Source organism: Enterobacter mori (assembly GCF_025244905.1).
In the GTDB taxonomy this organism is placed as follows: Bacteria; Pseudomonadota; Gammaproteobacteria; order Enterobacterales; family Enterobacteriaceae; genus Enterobacter; species Enterobacter mori_A.
Genome location: NZ_CP104285.1, coordinates 3,598,688 through 3,617,108, shown reverse-complemented (window position 1 = coordinate 3,617,108; position 18,421 = coordinate 3,598,688). Strand labels below are relative to the sequence as shown.

Here is an 18,421-nt window from a genome sequence, read left to right as displayed (position 1 = left end):
CGTGCCAACTTTTAAGGTATTGATTTTGCTTAATTAATTTTTTCATGATCCGTAATGGGTAGTCATTATGACTATCAATAACAGTGTCAATATGACAACATAGGTTGTCAAAATGACAGCGAGGTCAAAATGAGCTTTTCCGTAGACGTGCTGGCGAAGATCGCCATTGAGCTGCAGACCGGTATCGGCCATCAGGACCGCTTTCAGCGGCTGATCTCCACGCTGCGGCACGTGCTGGCGTGCGACGCCTCGGCGCTGCTGCGCTACGAGGGACGGCAGTTTATTCCGCTGGCTATCGACGGGCTGGCGAAGGACGTGCTCGGACGGCGTTTTACTCTTGAAGGCCATCCGCGTCTGGAAACCATCGCCCGCGCGGGTGACGTGGTGCGCTTCCCGGCGGACAGCGACTTGCCCGACCCGTACGACGGGCTTATTCCCGGACAGGAGAGCCTGAAAGTGCACGCCTGTATCGGCCTGCCGTTGTTTGCCGGGCAGAACCTGATTGGCGCGTTAACCCTCGACGGCATGTCGCCGGATCGGTTCGATACCTTCAGCGACGAAGAGCTACGGCTGATTGCCGCGCTGGCGGCCGGGGCGCTGAACAACGCCCTGCTGATAGAACAGCTGGAAAGCCAGAACATTCTTCCCGGCAGCCCGGCGGCGTTTGAGCAGGTGGCGCATACCGAAATGATCGGTCTTTCGCCGGGCATGGCGCAGCTCAAAAAAGAGATTGAGATTGTTGCCGCCTCAGATTTGAACGTGCTGATCTTCGGGGAAACCGGCACCGGTAAGGAGCTGGTGGCGAAGTCCATTCACGAAGCCTCGCCTCGCGCGGTGAACCCGCTGGTGTACCTCAACTGCGCCGCGCTGCCGGAAAGCGTGGCGGAAAGTGAGCTGTTTGGTCACGTCAAAGGGGCGTTTACCGGGGCCATCAGCAACCGCAGCGGCAAGTTCGAAATGGCCGATAACGGCACGCTGTTTCTGGATGAAATCGGCGAGCTCTCCCTGTCGCTGCAGGCCAAGCTGCTGCGCGTGTTGCAGTATGGCGATATTCAACGCGTGGGTGACGATCGTAGCTTACGCGTGGACGTGCGCGTACTGGCGGCAACCAACCGCGATCTGCGTGAAGCGGTGCTGGCAGGGCAGTTCCGCGCCGACCTGTTTCATCGCCTGAGCGTGTTCCCGCTTACCGTGCCGCCGCTGCGCGAGCGCGGGGACGACGTGGTGCTGCTGGCGGGCTTTTTCTGCGAGCAGTGCCGTCTCAGGATGGGGCTTTCCCGCGTGGTGCTGAGCCCGGGGGCAAGGTCGCATCTGCTAAGCTACGGCTGGCCGGGCAACGTGCGCGAGCTGGAGCATGCGATCCACCGCGCGGTGGTGCTGGCGCGGGCGACGCGTTCGGGTGACGAAGTGGTGATCCACGCGCGTCATTTTGCGCTCCAGGATGAAACCGCACCGGCTGTCGCGCAGGCTGCGCCAGAGATAGCGAATGAAAATCTGCGTGAAGCCACGGAGGCATTTCAGCGTCAGAGGATTACCCGCGCGCTGGAGCAGAATAACCGCAGCTGGGCGGCGTGCGCCCGGGCGCTGGAGATGGACGTCGCCAACCTGCACAGGCTGGCGAAACGTCTGGGACTGAAGGGTTAGATAATTCCGGCCTGGTAGAAGTCCTGCAGGTTGATGGCGCCGCACAGCCTGCCGGCATCATCCACCACCGGTGCGGCGGTGATTTTGCGCTTCATCAGCACCTCTTTGGCTTCAATGGCGCGGCTCCCGGCGTTGAGCGTCAGCCCGCCTTTGGTCATGGCGTCCGACACTTTGGTTTCCAGCCTGCCACCGCCCACCAGCCAGCGGCGCAGGTCGCCGTCGGTGAACACGCCCTCAACGCTCCCGTTGTCATCGCACACCGCAACCAGCCCCAGACCGGTGCGGCTCAGCTCCAGCATCGCGTCCATGACGCTGGTATCGAGTTTGACCTGCGGAATGGCATCGTCGGTGCGCATCAGGTGGTGAACCTTGTTGAGCAGGCGTGCCCCGAGTGCACCTGCCGGATGCGAACGGGCGAAATCTTCTTCGTTAAAGCCGCGCGCCTGCATCACCGCCATTGCCAGCGCGTCGCCCATCATCAGGGTGTTAACGGTGCTGGAGGTCGGAGCGAGGTGCATCGGACAGGCTTCACGCTCAACGGAAATATCCAGCGTCGCTTTGGCGGCCAGCGCCAGCGGCGAGCGAGATTTGCCGGTCATTGCCAGCAGGGCGACCGATTTTTCCTGCAGTCGTGGAATAATCAGGTCCAGCTCTTTGGCCGCACCGGAGTAGGAGATAAACAGCATCACGTCGCGGTTTTCAATCATCCCCAGATCGCCGTGCAGCGCTTCGGCAGGATGCACGAAGAATGCCGGGGTGCCGGTGCTGGCGAGCGTCGCGGCAATCTTTTTGCCGATATGGCCGGATTTACCGATGCCCGCCACGATCACTTTGCCTTCGCAGTGGATAATAGTGTTGGCGGCGCGGACAAAATCTTCGCCCAGACGTTCCGGCAGGCGGCTGGCTTCCTGCAGCTCCAGCATCAGCGTCTGGCGGCCCGTTTCTAACAGAAAATCACTCATCTCTCTCTCCGGTTACGATCACGTCGATTCCTTTCTCTTCCAGCGCTTTCTTGAACGCCGGATCGATACCCGCGTCGGTAATCAGCTTATCAACGCTTTCAAGGCTACAGACAATGTTGGGGCTTTTGCGGCCAAACTTCGACGAGTCTGCCATCAAAATCACTTCCCGCGCGGCGTTGCACATGGCTTTACTGACGCTGAATACCTCGTTGAACGTCGTAACGCCCGCGTTCAGGTCGATGCCGTCGGTACCCATAAACAGTTTATCAAAGCTGAAGTGGTCGAAGGCATTCTCCGCCAGCTGACCGTGAAATGACGCCGATTTTTTGCGGAAAGTGCCGCCGGGCATCAGAATGGTCTGCTCGCTATCGAACTCCGACAGGGCGTTGACGATGTGCAGGCTGTTGGTCATCACCGTGATGTTGTTAAAGCGGCTGAGTAGCGGGATCATCTGCAGGACGGTACTGCCTGCATCCAGAATGATGGAATCACCGTCCTGGATAAATTTTACGGCGGCTTCGGCAATGAGCGCTTTCTGGTGGGTATTGATCAGCGTTTTGTGATCGATTGGCGGGTCCGCTTCGTCTTTATTGAGCACCACGCCGCCGTAGGTTCGAATGACGGCGCCAGAGTTTTCGAGCAATACCAGGTCCTTGCGTATTGTCGTGCCGGTGGTGTCAAAGTAGTGGGCCAGATCCTCTACCGAACATTTTCCCTGCTTTTGCAGATGTTCGAGAATGGCCGCCTGCCGCTGACGAGGTTTCATAGGCGCTTCGTTCCTTAGGTTGCGAAATGATAATTTCGCAAGTCTATAGCTTTCACAACGAAATTATCCATGTTTCAGATTAAGCGCTAATGATAGTGCATTCTGACAGAGTGGATCATGGGGAAAGATCACATCAGGCCGTAATTCCTGCAGCGAAATGCCGTTGATTGCCTGGATTTTCACCGGACGGGCGAAGACGGTCATGCCGCGCATGATGAGGGAATCGCAGACGTTATTGTTTTCATCCAGCGCGATTGCCACCACGACGCGTGGCTTAAAGCGTCCGCCGGAACGCCCGACGCCCACGCGGCCTTTCTGGCACAGGGCATCAAACGCGCGGTTAAATTGATGGATTTGCCAGCCGCCAAACGCCATCTGGCAAAGCCAGGCGAGGGCGGCAACGGTGATGAGTGCGGTGACCATATCGGCTCCTTATTGTATTCCCTCTCCCTGTGGGAGAGGGTTAGGGTGAGGGCATCAGGCCGCTCGATCAGAACATCACCTGCCCACCGGTGACGTTAATCGACTGCCCGGTGCAGTACGAGGCTTTCGGGCTGGCGTAAAACAGCAGCATATTCAGCACGTCCTGATAATCGCACCCGCGCTTCAGCGGCACTTTATCGATGTAGTACTGCTCCACTTCTTCCGCTTTGATGCCGAGCTTGGTGGCATACTGCGGCAGCAGGGACTGGAACATCGGCGATTTCAGCAGGTTGCCCAGCATCAGCGAATGCACCGTAATGCCGTACTCGGCCAGATCCAGCGCAAGAGACTGCGTCAGCCCCACGCCGCCAAACTTCGCCGCGCTGTAGCCGGAGTTGTGCTTGCTGCCCACTTTCCCGGATTTCGAGTTGATCTGAATGATGCGCCCCTGAATGCCGTCGCGGATCATCAGGCGGGAAAACTCGCGGGCGCAGAGGAAATAGCCCACCAGATTCACCTGCAGCGAGCGGTCAAAATCCCCCAGCTCAAAATCGCTGATAAAGGCCGCTTTCGCAATGCCCGCGCTGTAGACCAGCAGGTCGGTGCGGCCAAAAATCTCGTCCACGCCGCGGGCCAGCGCCATCACGCTTTGCTCGCTGGTGGCGTCGGCGCCAAACCCGTACGCCATTCCTTCGCCAAACTCGGTGTTGAGGGCGTCCGCCACGCGGGCAGCTTTTTCACTCTGGATGTCCACTACCGCCACGTGGTAACCCTCTGCGGCAAGCCCACGGCAGAGGAACTCGCCTAAGGTTTGTCCTCCACCAATGACAACGGCAACCTGACTCATGTGTTTCTCCTTAATTACGCAACAAATTTTAACGTACAGCCTGGGGTGACAGCCTGCGGAACCGGGCCCGCGACGTGAACTGTACCGGGATACTCGGCCTGCGGCTGGCCGTCGAAACGCAGGGTGATGTGCCCCAGCTCGCGCAGGTTTTGCTCGGCCACGTCGCCAACGGCGGTGACGGCATAGCGCGCCTCGCCCAGCTCCAGCTGGCTTCCGGCCTTCAGCTCACCGTTCAGCTCGCCGTGGCAATGGATAAAACAAAACTCTTCGATATCCGCCGGGGCGCCTTCGCGGAAGGTGATCAGCATCTGGTCGCTGAGCGCGTCGGCCGCGCTCTGGCCGATGCGGGTAATGGTGGTCTGGTAAATGACGGTCATCGCAGGAACCTCTTATTGATAAATAAAGCCGGAGACAAACCAGGCAATCAGCACCGTCGGCGCGCCCGTCAGGAAGCGGCTGACCAGCACCGATGGTACGCCCACGCGCACGGTGTCCTGGCGCGCTTCGGCCAGCGAAAGCCCAACGGGGATGAAGTCGCACGCCGCCTGGGCGTTAATGGCAAACAGAGCGGGCAGGGCGAGGTGCGGAGGAATGTTCCCCAGACCAATCTGCACCCCAATCAGCACGCCGATGACCTGAGCAATCACCGCGCCCGGGCCGAGGAACGGCGACAGCAGCGGGAAGGAGCAGATCAGCGCCAGCGTCACCAGCCCGAGCGGGTGGCTGGCGAGCGGGGCGAGGCCGTGGGCAATCCAGTCGCCCAGGCCGGACGCCATGATGATGCCGATCAGCGCCGAGACGAACGCCATAAACGGCAGGATGGTTTTCAGCACGGTGTCGATGGTGTCGCGCCCGGACTGGAACAGCACCGCCACGGCGGAACCCATGCCCATCCCGACCTTTGCCAGCAGGCCGTCGCTCTGCTCGGTGATTTTCTTGCTGGTGTCGTACTCGCGCGGGGCCGCTTTTTGCGGCGCAGGCGTCCCATTCACCAGAGTGATGTTGTCCTCCTTCACGCCTGAGACATAAATGTCCTCAAGGATGTACTGCGCCAGCGGGCCGGATTTTCCGGTGGAGTGAATATTCACCGTCGGAATGCGGCGCTTCGGATAGATACCGCAGCGCAGCGTGCCGCCGCAGTCGATCACCGCCACGCCGATTTCCGCCTCCGGCGGTTCGCCTTCTTTGAAGCCGTCGACCGCTTCCCAGCCGGTTAGCTCGCGCAGCTTGTCGACGATCGCCGGGCGCGTGCCTGCGGTGATGTAGACGATCTTTTTGCCTTCGGTGGCGTCGAACTCCAGCGGGCCGCCCCAGCCGCCCGTGCCTTTCTCAATGCGGATCCGGTTCATGCTGTGGCTCCTGACAGATGGACTTTCTGTTCAAGCTGGATGCCCATTTTTTTCTCAAAAATGGCGGTGGTGAGGTCCGTCACCCAGCCGCGGAAGAAGTTGCTGACCAGGCCGACCAGCAGGTAGCTCACTGCCAGCGGGCCGAGCGGCAGGCCAAGGGTCGTGAGACCGCTGGCGATCCCGAGATAGACAAACAGTTCACCGGGGTTGATGTGCGGGAACAGGCCGTTCATGGAATGGCAGCTGTAGGAGGCGGCGGCATAGTAGCTCGGCTTGTACTTTTCCGGCATGAAGCGACCGAGGCTTAAGGTCATCGGGTTACAGAACACGAAGGTGCCGATGAACGGTAATACCAGGTAGCGGGACAGAGGATTCCCGGCACAGCGCTGGGCGAAGCGTTCAATGCGCTGCTGGCCGATAAAGTTGATCAGCGCGTTCATGATCACCAGCAGGCTGATCAGCAGGGGCAGGATCCCGGTCACCATGCCGGTGAACACTTCTCCGCCTTTCTGAAACAGCCCGATGAACCACTCGGCGCCGTGGGTGATGGTTTCTATCATTCTTCTCTCCTGTGGGGCTTTTTTGTTTTGTATAACTGCGGTTAATAATAATCACTTTGAAAGGTTTTAAAGTGTTAGTTAGATCTCACAATGAAAGAAAAATAGATTATTTTGAAAGTTTATTGATGGGGTCAATGGTTTTCGGTGGAAAAAAGCGCGGATTTGGGTTGGGGAGGTGCGTACCACTTCCTTGAGGTGTTGCGGATGCTTTACCATACTGGGTTCTTATCGAACCCGTTAAATGGATGTCTCATGTTCAAGCGTCGTTATGCAGCGCTGTTGCCAGCGCTTATTCTGCTGTCTGCCTGTAGTAGTAAACCTAAGACCGAAGCCGTTCAGCAAACGGCGGGTGCGCCATCCGGAGGATTCCTGCTGGAGCCGCAGCACAATATGATGCAGATGGGCGGCGACTTCGCGAATAACCCGGCGGCCGAGCAGTTCATCGATAAAATGGTGAGCAAACACGGCTTTGACAGACAGCAGCTGCATGAAATTTTGTCTCAGGCCAAGCGTCTGGACTACGTGCTGCGCCTGATGGACCGCCAGGCACCGACGGCACAAGTGCCGACCGGACCAAACGGTGCGTGGCTGCGCTATCGTAAACAGTTTATTACCCCGGACAACGTGCAAAACGGCGTGGTGTTCTGGAATCAGTATGAAGATGCGCTTAACCGCGCGTGGCAGACCTACGGCGTACCGCCTGAAATCATCGTCGGGATTATTGGCGTGGAAACCCGCTGGGGCCGCGTGATGGGTAAAACCCGCATCCTGGATGCGCTGGCGACGCTCTCCTTTAACTACCCGCGCCGCGCGGAGTATTTCTCTTCCGAGCTGGAAACCTTCCTGCTGATGGCGCGCAGCGAACAGGACGACCCGCTGGATCTGAAAGGGTCGTTTGCCGGTGCGATGGGCTACGGTCAGTTTATGCCGTCCTCCTATAAGCAATATGCCGTCGACTTTAACGGTGATGGTCACATCAACCTGTGGGATCCGGTGGATGCCATCGGCAGCGTGGCGAACTACTTCAAAGCGCACGGCTGGACGCCGGGTGGACAAGTTGCGGTGCAGGCAAACGGCGAGGCGTTTGGTCTGGAAAACGGTTTCAAAACCAAATACAGCGTTGCACAGCTGACGGCGGCAGGCTTAACGCCAACGCAGCCGCTGGGCAATGTCGATCAGGTGAGTCTGTTGCGTCTGGATGTGGGAACCGGTTATCAGTACTGGTACGGCATGCCGAACTTCTACACCATCACCCGTTATAACCACAGCACCCACTATGCAATGGCGGTGTGGCAGCTGGGGCTGGCGGTATCGCAGGCCCGGGTGCCGGCGGCATCGCCGTTTAGTCAGTAAGTCGTACCAGCGGGTAGGCCGGGTAAGGCAACGCCGCCACCCGGCATGGCTGCACGCACGGTGCGGCCTGATGCCCTCACCCTAACCCTCTCCCACGGGAGAGGGAAGTTTGTAGAAACATTTCGCCATACTCCCTTTTCAAACCGGCCATTTACATCTTAACTACCTTTTATTATTGTTATGTTATAACGTTTAATGGATGTCGAGATGTCAACGTCCCTTTTTTCTCTCTCTGCCCTGGTTCGGCTTTTGCTGGCGCTGGTGCTTGTTGTCTTTATCGGGCTGGCCGTGCGCTGGGCGGTGGCATTGCCATGATTGTGATGAACGAACTGGTCGCGGGCTATGACCGCCAGCCCGTTACGTGGCCCCTCTCGGGCACGATTGAGCGCGGAAGCATGACCGCCATTATCGGGGCTAACGGCTGCGGAAAATCCACGCTGCTGAAAACGCTGGCGGGGTTTATCCCTCCCGTCAGCGGCGGCTTCCGCTGGCAGGGTAAGCGCCCGGTAATCGGCTGGCTGGCACAGCGTCACGCGCTGGAGGCGCAGTTTCCGCTGACCGTACAGGACGTGGTAAGCATGGGCTGCTGGCCCGGTATTTCCCTTTTCGCCGGTTTTCGCCGCGAAGCGCGTCTGCGCATAAGTGGCGCGCTTGAGCGTGTGGGGCTGGGATCCATGGCGTTATCCACCATCGATGAACTCTCCGGCGGACAGTTTCAGCGCATGCTGTTTGCCCGCGTCCTGGTACAGCAGGCACCGCTGGTGATGCTGGATGAACCCTTTACCGGGGTCGATGAAGCCACCTGCAACGTGCTGATGGACCTGATGCTGGAGATGTATATGCAGGGGCAAACGCTGCTCGCGGTACTGCACGACAGCGAGCGCGTGTCGCGCCATTTCCCGCAGACGTTACGGCTGGATGCTGACGTTCCCCAGTGGAAAACCGAGCGGGTGAGGGTGGCATGATCTGGCATCTCTTTTTTCAGCCGTTTATTGAGTACGGCTTTATGCGTCGCGCGCTGGTGGTTTGCCTGGCGCTCTCCGTCAGCACCACCGCGCTCGGCGTGTTTCTTCAGCTGCGCCGGATGAGCCTGATGGGCGACGCCCTTTCTCACGCCATTTTGCCGGGTGTCGCCGTGGGGTATTTGCTCAGCGGTATGTCGCTGCTGGCGATGAGTATTGGCGGTTTTATCGCGGGAATTACCGTGGCGCTGCTGGCCGGTCTGGTCAGTCGACGCACGCCGCTGAAAGAAGATGCCAGCTTTGCCGGGTTTTATCTTGGCTCGCTGGCGCTGGGGGTCACGCTGGTGTCGCTGCGCGGGTCGAATGTCGATCTGCTGCATCTGTTGTTTGGCTCCATTCTTGCGGTGGACAACAACGCCGCGCTGTTTGTCACCGGTGTGTGCATCGTCACTCTTATCACGCTGGCGATTTTCTACCGCGGGCTGGTGACAGAAGCCTTTGATACCGCCTGGCTGCAGGTGAATGCTCGCGGGTTACCTGGCTTATTGCATGGCCTGTTTCTGGCGCTGCTGGTGCTTAACCTTGTGGCCGGGTTTCAGGTACTTGGCACGCTGATGGCCGTCGGGCTGATGATGCTCCCCGCGGTGGCCGCACGCTGCTGGGTACGCACGTTACCTGGGTTGTTATTGACGGCGGGTATCAGCGGTATTTTCTGTGCGTGGCTGGGCTTAAGCCTCTCCTGGGCGGCGAGTTTGCCTGCGGGGCCATCCATCGTGCTCACCGCCAGCGCGCTGTTCTTTATCTCTGTTTTATTTGGCACGCGCAGCAGGCTGGCTGGCAGCCTGCGGGCGCTTTTTTAACGCAAGGAGAAATGATGAAACGTACAGGGTTAGCTGTGGCGCTCGCGCTGGGGATGATGTCGCACGGTGTGATGGCGAAAACGCTCAACGTGGTGACCAGTTTTTCAATATTGGGTGACATAACTCAGGAAGTGGGAGGGGACCACGTGAAAGTGACGACGCTGGTAGGGCCGGACGGCGACCCGCATACCTTCGAACCGTCACCGAAAGACAGCGCGGCGCTGAATAAGGCTGATGTGGTGGTGGTCAACGGTCTGGGACTGGAGGGCTGGCTCGACCGGCTGGTGAAGGCCTCCGGATTTAAGGGGCAACTGGTGGTGGCCTCTACCGGGGTGAAAACCCACACGCTGGAAGAGGACGGTAAAACCGTGACCGATCCGCACGCGTGGAACAGCGCGGCGAACGGGGCGCTGTATGCACAAAATATTCTGGACGGGCTGGTGAACGCTGACCCGGAAGATAAAGCTGCGCTGGAAGCTTCCGGAAAACCGTATATCGCACAGCTTAACCAGCTGGATAGCTGGGCCAAAACGCGTTTTAGCGCGATCCCGAAGGATAAGCGCAAGGTGCTGACCAGCCATGACGCGTTCGGTTATTTCAGCCGCGCCTACGGCGTGACGTTTATGGCCCCGCAGGGGCTGTCGTCAGAGAGCGAGGCCAGTGCGGCACAGGTGGCTGAGATCATTAATCAGATTAAAGCCGACGGCGTAAAAACCTGGTTCATGGAAAACCAGCTTGACCCGCGACTGGTGAAACAGATTGCCAGCGCCACGGGTGCGCAGCCGGGAGGCGAACTCTACCCGGAAGCGCTGTCGTCAAAAGGCGGCGTAGCGGACACCTACGTTAAGGCGTTTCGTCACAATGTCGATACGATTGCGAACAGCATGAAATAACGTGCCCAGAGCCGGTGCGCCTGCATCGGCTTTTTTCTGAAGTCCCCTCGTAAAACCGCAAGCTCATCCCCATATCTGACGAGAAAGTGCTATCTTGTGCAGCACGTTTTTCTGATGCCTGGAGCGAGAATGACTGACCATGAATTGATGCAGCTTAGCGAAGTGGTAGGGCTGGCGCTTAAACAGCGTGGGGCGACCCTCACAACGGCGGAGTCCTGTACTGGCGGTTGGGTTGCCAAAGTGATTACGGACATTGCCGGAAGTTCCGCCTGGTTTGAACGCGGTTTTGTGACCTACAGTAACGAAGCTAAAGCACAGATGATTGGCGTCCGTGAATCGACACTCGAACAGCATGGCGCGGTGAGCGAACCGGTGGTGATTGAGATGGCCATTGGTGCGCTGAAAGAGGCGCGTGCAGATTACGCCATTTCCATCAGCGGTATCGCAGGGCCGGATGGCGGCAGCGATGTGAAGCCTGTCGGCACCGTCTGGTTTGGGTTTGCCACGTCCAAAGGGGAAGGGATCACCCGTCGGGAGTGCTTCAGTGGCGACCGCGAAAGCGTACGCCGCCAGGCAACGGAATACGCATTGAAAACGCTCTGGCAACAATTTCTACAAAATACTTGATACTGTATGACTATACAGTATAATTGCACCAACAGAACAGAAATCCACGGTGAAGCGCAGTCGCTTCTCCCGGCATGACAGGAGTAATAATGGCTATCGACGAGAACAAACAGAAAGCGTTGGCGGCAGCACTGGGCCAGATCGAAAAGCAATTCGGTAAAGGCTCCATCATGCGCCTGGGTGAAGACCGTTCCATGGACGTGGAAACTATCTCCACTGGTTCGCTTTCTCTGGATATCGCACTGGGCGCTGGCGGTTTGCCGATGGGCCGTATCGTAGAAATCTACGGACCGGAATCCTCGGGTAAAACCACCCTGACCCTGCAGGTTGTTGCAGCGGCGCAGCGCGAAGGTAAAACCTGTGCGTTTATCGATGCTGAGCACGCGCTGGACCCTGTCTATGCCCGTAAACTGGGTGTTGATATCGACAACCTGCTGTGTTCCCAGCCGGACACCGGTGAGCAGGCGCTGGAAATTTGTGACGCGCTGGCACGTTCTGGTGCGGTTGACGTCATCATCGTCGACTCCGTCGCGGCACTGACGCCAAAAGCGGAAATCGAAGGTGAAATCGGTGACTCTCACATGGGCCTCGCGGCACGTATGATGAGCCAGGCGATGCGTAAGCTGGCCGGTAACCTGAAGCAGTCCAACACGCTGCTGATCTTCATCAACCAGATCCGTATGAAGATTGGTGTGATGTTCGGTAACCCGGAAACCACTACCGGCGGTAACGCCCTGAAATTCTACGCCTCTGTCCGTCTGGATATCCGCCGTATCGGCGCGGTGAAAGAGGGTGAGAACGTGGTCGGTAGCGAAACCCGCGTGAAGGTTGTGAAGAACAAAATCGCCGCGCCGTTTAAACAGGCTGAGTTCCAGATCCTCTACGGCGAAGGCATCAACTTCCTCGGTGAGCTGGTTGACCTGGGCGTGAAAGAAAAGCTGATTGAAAAAGCGGGCGCATGGTACAGCTACAACGGTGACAAGATTGGTCAGGGTAAAGCGAATGCTATCTCCTGGCTTAAAGAGAACCCGGCTGCAGCGAAAGAGATCGAGAAGAAGGTACGTGAGCTTCTGCTGAACAACCAGGACTCCAAACCTGATTTCGTGGTGGATGCCGCGGATGCTGAAGAAACCAACGAAGACTTTTAAGTCTCTCGTGTAAAGATGAAGGGCTGCTGATGCGGCCCTTTTTGCATTTCTGAATCTGCAGGTTTTTTTATGAGTGAATCCACATCACGCCGACCCGCCTACGCACGACTGCTCGATCGCGCGGTGCGCATCCTTGCTGTCCGTGACCACAGTGAGCAGGAGCTGCGGCGAAAACTTTCCGCACCCGTGATGAGCAAAAACGGACCGGAAGAGATTGATGCTTCAGCAGAAGATTACGACCGCGTGATCGCCTGGTGCTATGAGCATCACTATCTTGACGACGAGCGCTTTGCTTCCCGCTTTCTTGCCAGCCGTGGCCGCAAAGGCTACGGACCTGCGCGCATTCGGCAGGAGCTGAACCAGAAAGGGGTTGCCCGGGAATCCATCGAAAAAGCGATGCGCGAATGCGATACCGACTGGTGCGAATTGGCAAAAGAACAGGCGATTCGGAAATACGGTGAACCGCTGCCGCGTGAATTTTCAGAAAAAGTCAAAATCCAGCGCTTTTTGCTCTACCGCGGCTTTCTGATGGAAGATATTCAGGATATCTGGCGTAATTTTGCCGATTGAACGCATGCGGGATTTTACTTCCCACCCAAGAAAACTTATCTTATTCCCACTTTTTCCAGTAGCTGGTCTGTCCAACGGTTTACCGATACAGACCTGCTACGACATTTCGTTAGCTTGATTTCAGGATAATTATGAGCAAGAGCACCGCTGAGATCCGTCAGGCGTTTCTCGATTTTTTCCATAGTAAGGGACACCAGGTTGTTGCCAGCAGCTCCCTGGTACCGAACAATGACCCGACTTTACTGTTTACCAACGCCGGGATGAACCAGTTCAAGGATGTTTTCCTTGGTCTCGACAAGCGTAATTATTCCCGCGCCACAACCTCACAGCGTTGCGTGCGTGCGGGCGGTAAACACAACGATCTGGAAAACGTCGGTTACACCGCGCGCCACCATACGTTCTTCGAAATGCTGGGTAACTTCAGCTTCGGCGACTACTTCAAACACGATGCTATCCAGTACGCATGGGAACTGCTGACCGGTGAAAACTGGTTCAACCTGCCGAAAGAGCGTCTGTGGGTTACCGTTTACGAAACCGATGACGAAGCGTTCGAAATCTGGGAAAAAGAAGTTGGTATCCCGCGCGAACGTATTATTCGCATTGGCGATAACAAAGGCGCACCTTATGCGTCTGACAACTTCTGGCAGATGGGTGATACCGGTCCTTGCGGTCCGTGCACCGAGATCTTCTACGATCACGGTGACCACATCTGGGGCGGCCCTCCGGGAAGCGCTGAAGAAGATGGCGACCGCTATATTGAGATCTGGAACATCGTCTTCATGCAGTTCAACCGTCAGGCTGACGGTACCATGGAGCCGCTGCCGAAGCCGTCCGTTGATACCGGTATGGGTCTGGAACGTATTGCCGCAGTACTGCAGCACGTTAACTCCAACTATGACATTGACCTGTTCAGCACGCTGATCAAATCCGTCGCGGAGGTGACCGGTGCGACCGATCTCAGCAACAAATCGCTGCGCGTTATCGCAGACCACATTCGTTCCTGTGCGTTCCTGATTGCCGACGGCGTTATCCCGTCGAATGAAAACCGTGGCTACGTGCTGCGTCGTATCATTCGTCGTGCCATCCGTCACGGCAACATGCTGGGCGCGAAGGACACCTTCTTCTATAAACTCGTTGGGCCACTGGTTGGCGTGATGGGTTCAGCCGGTGACGAGCTGAAACGTCAGCAGGCGCAGGTTGAGCAAGTTCTGAAAACCGAAGAAGAGCAGTTTGCGCGTACGCTGGAGCGCGGCCTGGCGCTACTGGACGAGGAGCTGGCGAAGCTTAAGGGCGACACGCTGGATGGCGAAACCGCTTTCCGCCTGTACGACACCTACGGCTTCCCGGTTGACCTGACAGCGGACGTTTGCCGCGAGCGCAACATCAAAGTTGACGAAGCGGGCTTCGAAGCCGCGATGGAAGAGCAGCGCCGTCGTGCGCGTGAATCCAGCGGTTTCGGTGCGGACTACAACGCGATGATCCGCGTTGATAGCGCATCAGAATTCAAAGGTTATGACGCGCTGGAACTGACCGGCAAAGTGACCGCCCTGTTTGTTGACGGTAAAGCCGTGGACAGCATCAGCGCGGGTCAGGATGCGGTTGTCATTCTGGACAAAACTCCGTTCTACGCGGAGTCCGGCGGTCAGGTTGGTGATAAAGGCGAGCTGAAAGGCAACGGCTTTAGCTTCAGCGTCAGCGACACTCAGAAATACGGTCAGGCGATTGGTCACCAGGGCAAACTGGTTTCCGGTTCTCTGAAAGTGGGAGAGGGCGTACAGGCTAACGTTGATGAAGCACGCCGCGCGCGCATTCGTCTGAACCACTCAGCAACGCACCTGATGCACGCCGCCCTGCGCGACGTGCTGGGTACGCACGTTGCTCAGAAAGGTTCTCTGGTTAACGACAAAGTGCTGCGTTTCGACTTCTCGCATTTTGAAGCGATGAAACCGTCTGAAATCCGCGCGGTGGAAGATCTGGTGAACGCGCAGATCCGTCGTAACCTGCCAATCGAGACTCACATCATGGAGCTCGAGGACGCGAAGAAAAAAGGTGCGATGGCGCTGTTTGGCGAGAAATACGACGACCGCGTTCGCGTGCTGAGCATGGGCGACTTCTCTACCGAGCTGTGCGGTGGTACGCACGCATCGCGCACCGGTGACATCGGCCTGTTCCGCATTGTATCCGAATCAGGTACGGCGGCAGGTGTGCGTCGTATTGAAGCGGTGACCGGTGAAGGCGCAATCGCCAGCCTGCATGCGCAGAGCGATCAGCTGCACGACATCGCGCAGTTGCTGAAAGGTGATAGCCAGAACCTGGGCGAGAAAGTGCGCGTTGCGCTGGATCGCACGCGTCAGCTGGAAAAAGAGCTGCAGCAGCTGAAAGAGCAGGCTGCGGCGCAGGAGAGTGCAAACCTCTCCAGCAAGGCTGTAGACATTAAGGGCGTCAAACTGCTGGTCAGCGATCTGGCGGGCGTTGAGCCTAAGATGCTGCGTACTATGGTCGACGATCTCAAGAACCAGCTTGGTTCTACCGTTATCGTGCTGGCGACAGTGGCAGAAGGTAAGGTTTCTCTGATTGCGGGCGTCTCTAAGGATGTGACCGACCGCGTCAAAGCAGGGGAACTGATTGGTATGGTCGCCCAGCAGGTGGGTGGCAAAGGTGGCGGTCGTCCGGACATGGCGCAAGCCGGTGGTACGGATGCGGCGGCACTTCCTGCGGCATTGGCCAGCGTTGAAAGCTGGGTAAGCGCAAAACTGTAATAACTACAAAGCACAAGCAGACGCCATAGCGGTAACGTTATGGCGTCTTGTTCACTGCGCTATCGATAACGATAAAGTCAGGTTGAGTTTGTGTATATCGGCTAAACTTACGTTTAACAGAATGTGATGCCGTGACTGCTTACACTTTACGTGTTTGTCATCGCTTACTTTTTGGCGTTATATGATGGATAATGCCGGGATACAAGAGACCCGACTCTTTTAATCTTTCAAGGAGCAAAGAATGCTGATTCTGACTCGTCGAGTTGGTGAGACCCTCATGATTGGGGATGAGGTCACCGTGACAGTTTTAGGGGTAAAGGGTAACCAGGTACGTATTGGTGTTAACGCTCCTAAAGAAGTATCTGTCCACCGTGAAGAGATCTACCAGCGTATCCAGGCTGAAAAATCCCAGCAGTCCAGTTACTGATATTGTCGCGTCTCGCTGTCGGGCGAGACGCAACCCTCCTGCCATTTTTCCTGCATAAAGTTACCGTTCTATTTCAATCGCTCTGTTTTTAACCTCTCCCTCACTCTTATCTCGCCCTGACTGCGTGTTTCTCACAAGAGTTTTCTGTGAAGATGTCTGCAAAATCCGCTTATAAAACACCCTCTTTGCAGCTTTTACATGCGAATTGCGTGCGATTTGTGCAAACGATAAAAGGTTGTGGAAAATTGTTTGACTTATAAGTCCCAGAAAGTAATATATGCGCCACGCAGCGACGAGAAGCTCTTAACGAGATACTCGAAGCACTCGAAAGAGGCGTTGTGTGGTGAGGTGGCCGAGAGGCTGAAGGCGCTCCCCTGCTAAGGGAGTATGCGGTCAAAAGCTGCATCCGGGGTTCGAATCCCCGCCTCACCGCCATTTTGCATCCGTAGCTCAGCTGGATAGAGTACTCGGCTACGAACCGAGCGGTCGGAGGTTCGAATCCTCCCGGATGCACCATCTATTACTTCATATTGCTTTAGAAGTGATATGAATATCGAGCAGTACAGTAGTAAATCCCGATGCATCCGTAGCTCAGCTGGATAGAGTACTCGGCTACGAACCGAGCGGTCGGAGGTTCGAATCCTCCCGGATGCACCATTTACTATTTCTGAAAGCAGTTCCCTGATGCATCCGTAGCTCAGCTGGATAGAGTACTCGGCTACGAACCGAGCGGTCGGAGGTTCGAATCCTCCCGGATGCACCATTTACTATTTCTGAAAGCAGTTCCCTGATGCATCCGTAGCTCAGCTGGATAGAGTACTCGGCTACGAACCGAGCGGTCGGAGGTTCGAATCCTCCCGGATGCACCATATTCTCCGAGATAACAGCGATGCTGTTGTTTCAAGGTCTGCGAGTTAATCGCAAGCACCAGGGAGGATAACGTTGCTTTAGCAACGGCCCGAAGGGCGAGGCGCAGCCGAGTAATCCTCCCGGATGCACCATTTACTGTTTCTAAAAGCATTTCCCGATGCATCCGTAGCTCAGCTGGATAGAGTACTCGGCTACGAACCGAGCGGTCGGAGGTTCGAATCCTCCCGGATGCACCATCTCTTCTGTCTTTCCCTTCAATGTTTAGTTCTTAATCACTCTCGTAGTTATCACTTCGCAATCAGCGACAAAAACCACCATTTACGATAAAGTAATGCTTTGTTAATCGGTTAGCGAGAGCACGATGTACGCACAGTATGACGGTTTGATCTTCGATATGGATGGCACCCTCCTGGATACCGAACCTACGCATCGTCAAGCCTGGACTGACGTTCTGGGCCGCTACGGTATGCGTTTCGACCTTCAGGCGATGATTGCCCTCAATGGATCCCCCACCTGGCGTATTGCACAGGCCGTGATTGAACTGAATAAGGCCGATCTCGACCCGCACCTGCTCGCGCGCGAAAAAACCGATGCGGTAAAAGCCATGCTTTTAGATACCGTACGTCCTCTGCCGCTGATTGATGTGGTAAAAGAGTGGCACGGGTGTCGTCCTATGTCTGTCGGTACGGGCAGCGAGAGCGCGATTGCTGAAGCGCTACTCAACCACCTTGGCCTGCGCCACTATTTTTCTGCCGTGGTCGCCGCCGATCATGTTAAACATCACAAGCCCGCACCGGACACCTTCCTGCTCTGCGCAGAATTAATGGGCGTCCCGGCGGTAAAATGCGTCGTGTTTGAAGATGCCGATTTCGGCATCCAGGCCGCGCGTGATGCCGGAATGGATGCGGTGGATGTGCGCTTACTGTGAGTGACGCGCTGTCACTCGCCTCATTATTCGCCAGCAGTTTTTTAAGCGCCACGCTGTTACCGGGAAATTCGGAGGTGGTGCTGGTGGCGATGCTGTTGTCCGGCGTGAGTCAGCCCTGGCTGTTGGTATTAATAGCAACAATGGGTAATAGCCTTGGAGGGCTGACTAACGTTATTCTTGGGCGTTTCTTTCCGCTGCGCGAAAAATCGCGCTGGCAGGAAAAGGCAGTCGGCTGGCTAAAACGCTATGGCGCTGCCACGCTGTTATTAAGCTGGATGCCTGTAATAGGCGATTTACTGTGTCTGCTGGCGGGATGGATGCGCATCTCCTGGGGACCAGTGCTCTTTTTTTTGTGCCTTGGCAAGGCGTTGCGCTATGTTCTCGTGGCGTGGGCAACACTACAGGGTATGACGTGGTGGCACTAATTGGTGGAATGAATACGCGACCTTCAATCGTCAACCATTACAATTATG

19 protein-coding genes and 6 tRNA genes are annotated in these 18,421 nt (G+C 56.7%); 18 read left to right on the top strand and 7 right to left on the bottom strand.

Features of this window, described 5'->3' with window-relative positions; genetic code table 11:
- Positions 1-129: 129 nt before the first annotated feature.
- Complete coding sequence (norR, locus tag N2K86_RS17025) at positions 130-1,644, top strand: nitric oxide reductase transcriptional regulator NorR (RefSeq protein ID WP_260659379.1); 1,515 nt, start codon at positions 130-132, stop codon at positions 1,642-1,644.
- Here the strand turns inward: norR and gutQ are convergent.
- The 7 genes from gutQ to srlA all read right to left on the bottom strand — a co-directional run bounded on the left by gutQ (position 1,641) and on the right by srlA (position 6,551).
- Complete coding sequence (gene gutQ / locus N2K86_RS17020) at positions 1,641-2,606, bottom strand: arabinose-5-phosphate isomerase GutQ (RefSeq protein WP_260659378.1); 966 nt, start codon at positions 2,604-2,606, stop codon at positions 1,641-1,643. The genes norR and gutQ overlap by 4 nt on opposite strands.
- A complete protein-coding gene (gene srlR, locus N2K86_RS17015; RefSeq protein ID WP_010434430.1) occupies positions 2,599-3,372 on the bottom strand; it encodes a glucitol operon DNA-binding transcriptional repressor SrlR in 774 nt (257 codons plus the stop codon). Before srlR ends, gutQ begins: the two co-directional genes overlap by 8 nt.
- Before the next feature lie 63 nt (positions 3,373-3,435).
- Entirely contained in the window at positions 3,436-3,795 is a 360-nt protein-coding gene (gene gutM / locus N2K86_RS17010) for a transcriptional regulator GutM (protein ID WP_260659377.1), read from the bottom strand.
- A 67-nt stretch (positions 3,796-3,862) separates the two neighbouring features.
- A complete protein-coding gene (gene srlD / locus N2K86_RS17005; RefSeq protein ID WP_260659376.1) occupies positions 3,863-4,642 on the bottom strand; it encodes a sorbitol-6-phosphate dehydrogenase in 780 nt (259 codons plus the stop codon).
- Between the two features lie 14 nt (positions 4,643-4,656).
- A complete protein-coding gene (srlB, locus tag N2K86_RS17000; RefSeq protein ID WP_008499554.1) occupies positions 4,657-5,019 on the bottom strand; it encodes a PTS glucitol/sorbitol transporter subunit IIA in 363 nt (120 codons plus the stop codon).
- A gap of 12 nt (positions 5,020-5,031) precedes the next feature.
- Complete coding sequence (gene srlE / locus N2K86_RS16995) at positions 5,032-5,991, bottom strand: PTS glucitol/sorbitol transporter subunit IIB (RefSeq protein WP_059312440.1); 960 nt, start codon at positions 5,989-5,991, stop codon at positions 5,032-5,034.
- The gene (srlA, locus tag N2K86_RS16990; RefSeq protein WP_260659375.1) at positions 5,988-6,551 is read right to left on the bottom strand and encodes a PTS glucitol/sorbitol transporter subunit IIC; all 564 of its coding nucleotides are present in this window, start codon (positions 6,549-6,551) and stop codon (positions 5,988-5,990) included. The genes srlE and srlA overlap by 4 nt, the downstream gene beginning before the upstream one ends.
- 252 nt (positions 6,552-6,803) lie before the next feature.
- On the opposite strand from srlA, the gene mltB reads away from it, so the two are divergent.
- From mltB to N2K86_RS16905, 17 genes are all read left to right on the top strand, one after another.
- Positions 6,804-7,904: a lytic murein transglycosylase B gene (gene mltB / locus N2K86_RS16985; protein WP_260659374.1), complete on the top strand. Its 1,101-nt coding sequence runs from the start codon at positions 6,804-6,806 to the stop codon at positions 7,902-7,904.
- A gap of 311 nt (positions 7,905-8,215) precedes the next feature.
- Positions 8,216-8,869 (top strand): metal ABC transporter ATP-binding protein, encoded by a 654-nt coding sequence (locus N2K86_RS16980; RefSeq protein ID WP_260659373.1) that lies wholly within the window; start codon positions 8,216-8,218, stop codon positions 8,867-8,869.
- On the top strand, positions 8,866-9,726 hold the full coding sequence (locus N2K86_RS16975; RefSeq protein WP_260659372.1) for a metal ABC transporter permease: 861 nt from the start codon (positions 8,866-8,868) through the stop codon (positions 9,724-9,726). Before N2K86_RS16980 ends, N2K86_RS16975 begins: the two co-directional genes overlap by 4 nt.
- Positions 9,727-9,740: 14 nt before the next feature.
- Positions 9,741-10,619 (top strand): metal ABC transporter substrate-binding protein, encoded by an 879-nt coding sequence (locus N2K86_RS16970; protein ID WP_260661711.1) that lies wholly within the window; start codon positions 9,741-9,743, stop codon positions 10,617-10,619.
- 129 nt (positions 10,620-10,748) lie between these two features.
- Positions 10,749-11,246 (top strand): nicotinamide-nucleotide amidase, encoded by a 498-nt coding sequence (gene pncC / locus N2K86_RS16965; protein ID WP_260659371.1) that lies wholly within the window; start codon positions 10,749-10,751, stop codon positions 11,244-11,246.
- Positions 11,247-11,335: 89 nt separating this feature from the next.
- The gene (recA, locus tag N2K86_RS16960; RefSeq protein WP_028014189.1) at positions 11,336-12,394 is read left to right on the top strand and encodes a recombinase RecA; all 1,059 of its coding nucleotides are present in this window, start codon (positions 11,336-11,338) and stop codon (positions 12,392-12,394) included.
- Positions 12,395-12,463: 69 nt separating this feature from the next.
- A complete protein-coding gene (gene recX / locus N2K86_RS16955; protein ID WP_042713545.1) occupies positions 12,464-12,964 on the top strand; it encodes a recombination regulator RecX in 501 nt (166 codons plus the stop codon).
- A 131-nt stretch (positions 12,965-13,095) separates the two neighbouring features.
- Complete coding sequence (gene alaS / locus N2K86_RS16950) at positions 13,096-15,723, top strand: alanine--tRNA ligase (protein ID WP_260659370.1); 2,628 nt, start codon at positions 13,096-13,098, stop codon at positions 15,721-15,723.
- A 241-nt stretch (positions 15,724-15,964) separates the two neighbouring features.
- A complete protein-coding gene (csrA, locus tag N2K86_RS16945; protein WP_000906486.1) occupies positions 15,965-16,150 on the top strand; it encodes a carbon storage regulator CsrA in 186 nt (61 codons plus the stop codon).
- A 342-nt stretch (positions 16,151-16,492) separates the two neighbouring features.
- Positions 16,493-16,585: transfer RNA gene (locus N2K86_RS16940), tRNA-Ser, on the top strand.
- Positions 16,586-16,589: 4 nt separating this feature from the next.
- Positions 16,590-16,666: transfer RNA gene (locus N2K86_RS16935), tRNA-Arg, on the top strand.
- Between the two features lie 64 nt (positions 16,667-16,730).
- A tRNA-Arg gene (locus N2K86_RS16930) sits at positions 16,731-16,807 on the top strand.
- 29 nt (positions 16,808-16,836) lie between these two features.
- Positions 16,837-16,913 (top strand) — tRNA-Arg (locus N2K86_RS16925).
- Between the two features lie 29 nt (positions 16,914-16,942).
- A tRNA-Arg gene (locus N2K86_RS16920) sits at positions 16,943-17,019 on the top strand.
- Positions 17,020-17,179: 160 nt separating this feature from the next.
- Positions 17,180-17,256 (top strand) — tRNA-Arg (locus tag N2K86_RS16915).
- A 125-nt stretch (positions 17,257-17,381) separates the two neighbouring features.
- The gene (gene yqaB, locus N2K86_RS16910; protein WP_260659369.1) at positions 17,382-17,948 is read left to right on the top strand and encodes a fructose-1-phosphate/6-phosphogluconate phosphatase; all 567 of its coding nucleotides are present in this window, start codon (positions 17,382-17,384) and stop codon (positions 17,946-17,948) included.
- Complete coding sequence (locus N2K86_RS16905; protein WP_008499541.1) at positions 17,945-18,373, top strand: YqaA family protein; 429 nt, start codon at positions 17,945-17,947, stop codon at positions 18,371-18,373. The genes yqaB and N2K86_RS16905 overlap by 4 nt, the downstream gene beginning before the upstream one ends.
- Positions 18,374-18,421 lie beyond the last annotated feature (48 nt).

Coding starts and splice junctions, on each gene's coding strand:
- norR (WP_260659379.1), top strand. CDS start 130: ATGAGCTTTTCCGTAGACGTGCTGGCGAAGATCGCCATTGAGCTGCAG.
- gutQ (WP_260659378.1), bottom strand. CDS start 2,606: ATGAGTGATTTTCTGTTAGAAACGGGCCGCCAGACGCTGATGCTGGAG.
- srlR (WP_010434430.1), bottom strand. CDS start 3,372: ATGAAACCTCGTCAGCGGCAGGCGGCCATTCTCGAACATCTGCAAAAG.
- gutM (WP_260659377.1), bottom strand. CDS start 3,795: ATGGTCACCGCACTCATCACCGTTGCCGCCCTCGCCTGGCTTTGCCAG.
- srlD (WP_260659376.1), bottom strand. CDS start 4,642: ATGAGTCAGGTTGCCGTTGTCATTGGTGGAGGACAAACCTTAGGCGAG.
- srlB (WP_008499554.1), bottom strand. CDS start 5,019: ATGACCGTCATTTACCAGACCACCATTACCCGCATCGGCCAGAGCGCG.
- srlE (WP_059312440.1), bottom strand. CDS start 5,991: ATGAACCGGATCCGCATTGAGAAAGGCACGGGCGGCTGGGGCGGCCCG.
- srlA (WP_260659375.1), bottom strand. CDS start 6,551: ATGATAGAAACCATCACCCACGGCGCCGAGTGGTTCATCGGGCTGTTT.
- mltB (WP_260659374.1), top strand. CDS start 6,804: ATGTTCAAGCGTCGTTATGCAGCGCTGTTGCCAGCGCTTATTCTGCTG.
- N2K86_RS16980 (WP_260659373.1), top strand. CDS start 8,216: ATGATTGTGATGAACGAACTGGTCGCGGGCTATGACCGCCAGCCCGTT.
- N2K86_RS16975 (WP_260659372.1), top strand. CDS start 8,866: ATGATCTGGCATCTCTTTTTTCAGCCGTTTATTGAGTACGGCTTTATG.
- N2K86_RS16970 (WP_260661711.1), top strand. CDS start 9,741: ATGAAACGTACAGGGTTAGCTGTGGCGCTCGCGCTGGGGATGATGTCG.
- pncC (WP_260659371.1), top strand. CDS start 10,749: ATGACTGACCATGAATTGATGCAGCTTAGCGAAGTGGTAGGGCTGGCG.
- recA (WP_028014189.1), top strand. CDS start 11,336: ATGGCTATCGACGAGAACAAACAGAAAGCGTTGGCGGCAGCACTGGGC.
- recX (WP_042713545.1), top strand. CDS start 12,464: ATGAGTGAATCCACATCACGCCGACCCGCCTACGCACGACTGCTCGAT.
- alaS (WP_260659370.1), top strand. CDS start 13,096: ATGAGCAAGAGCACCGCTGAGATCCGTCAGGCGTTTCTCGATTTTTTC.
- csrA (WP_000906486.1), top strand. CDS start 15,965: ATGCTGATTCTGACTCGTCGAGTTGGTGAGACCCTCATGATTGGGGAT.
- yqaB (WP_260659369.1), top strand. CDS start 17,382: ATGTACGCACAGTATGACGGTTTGATCTTCGATATGGATGGCACCCTC.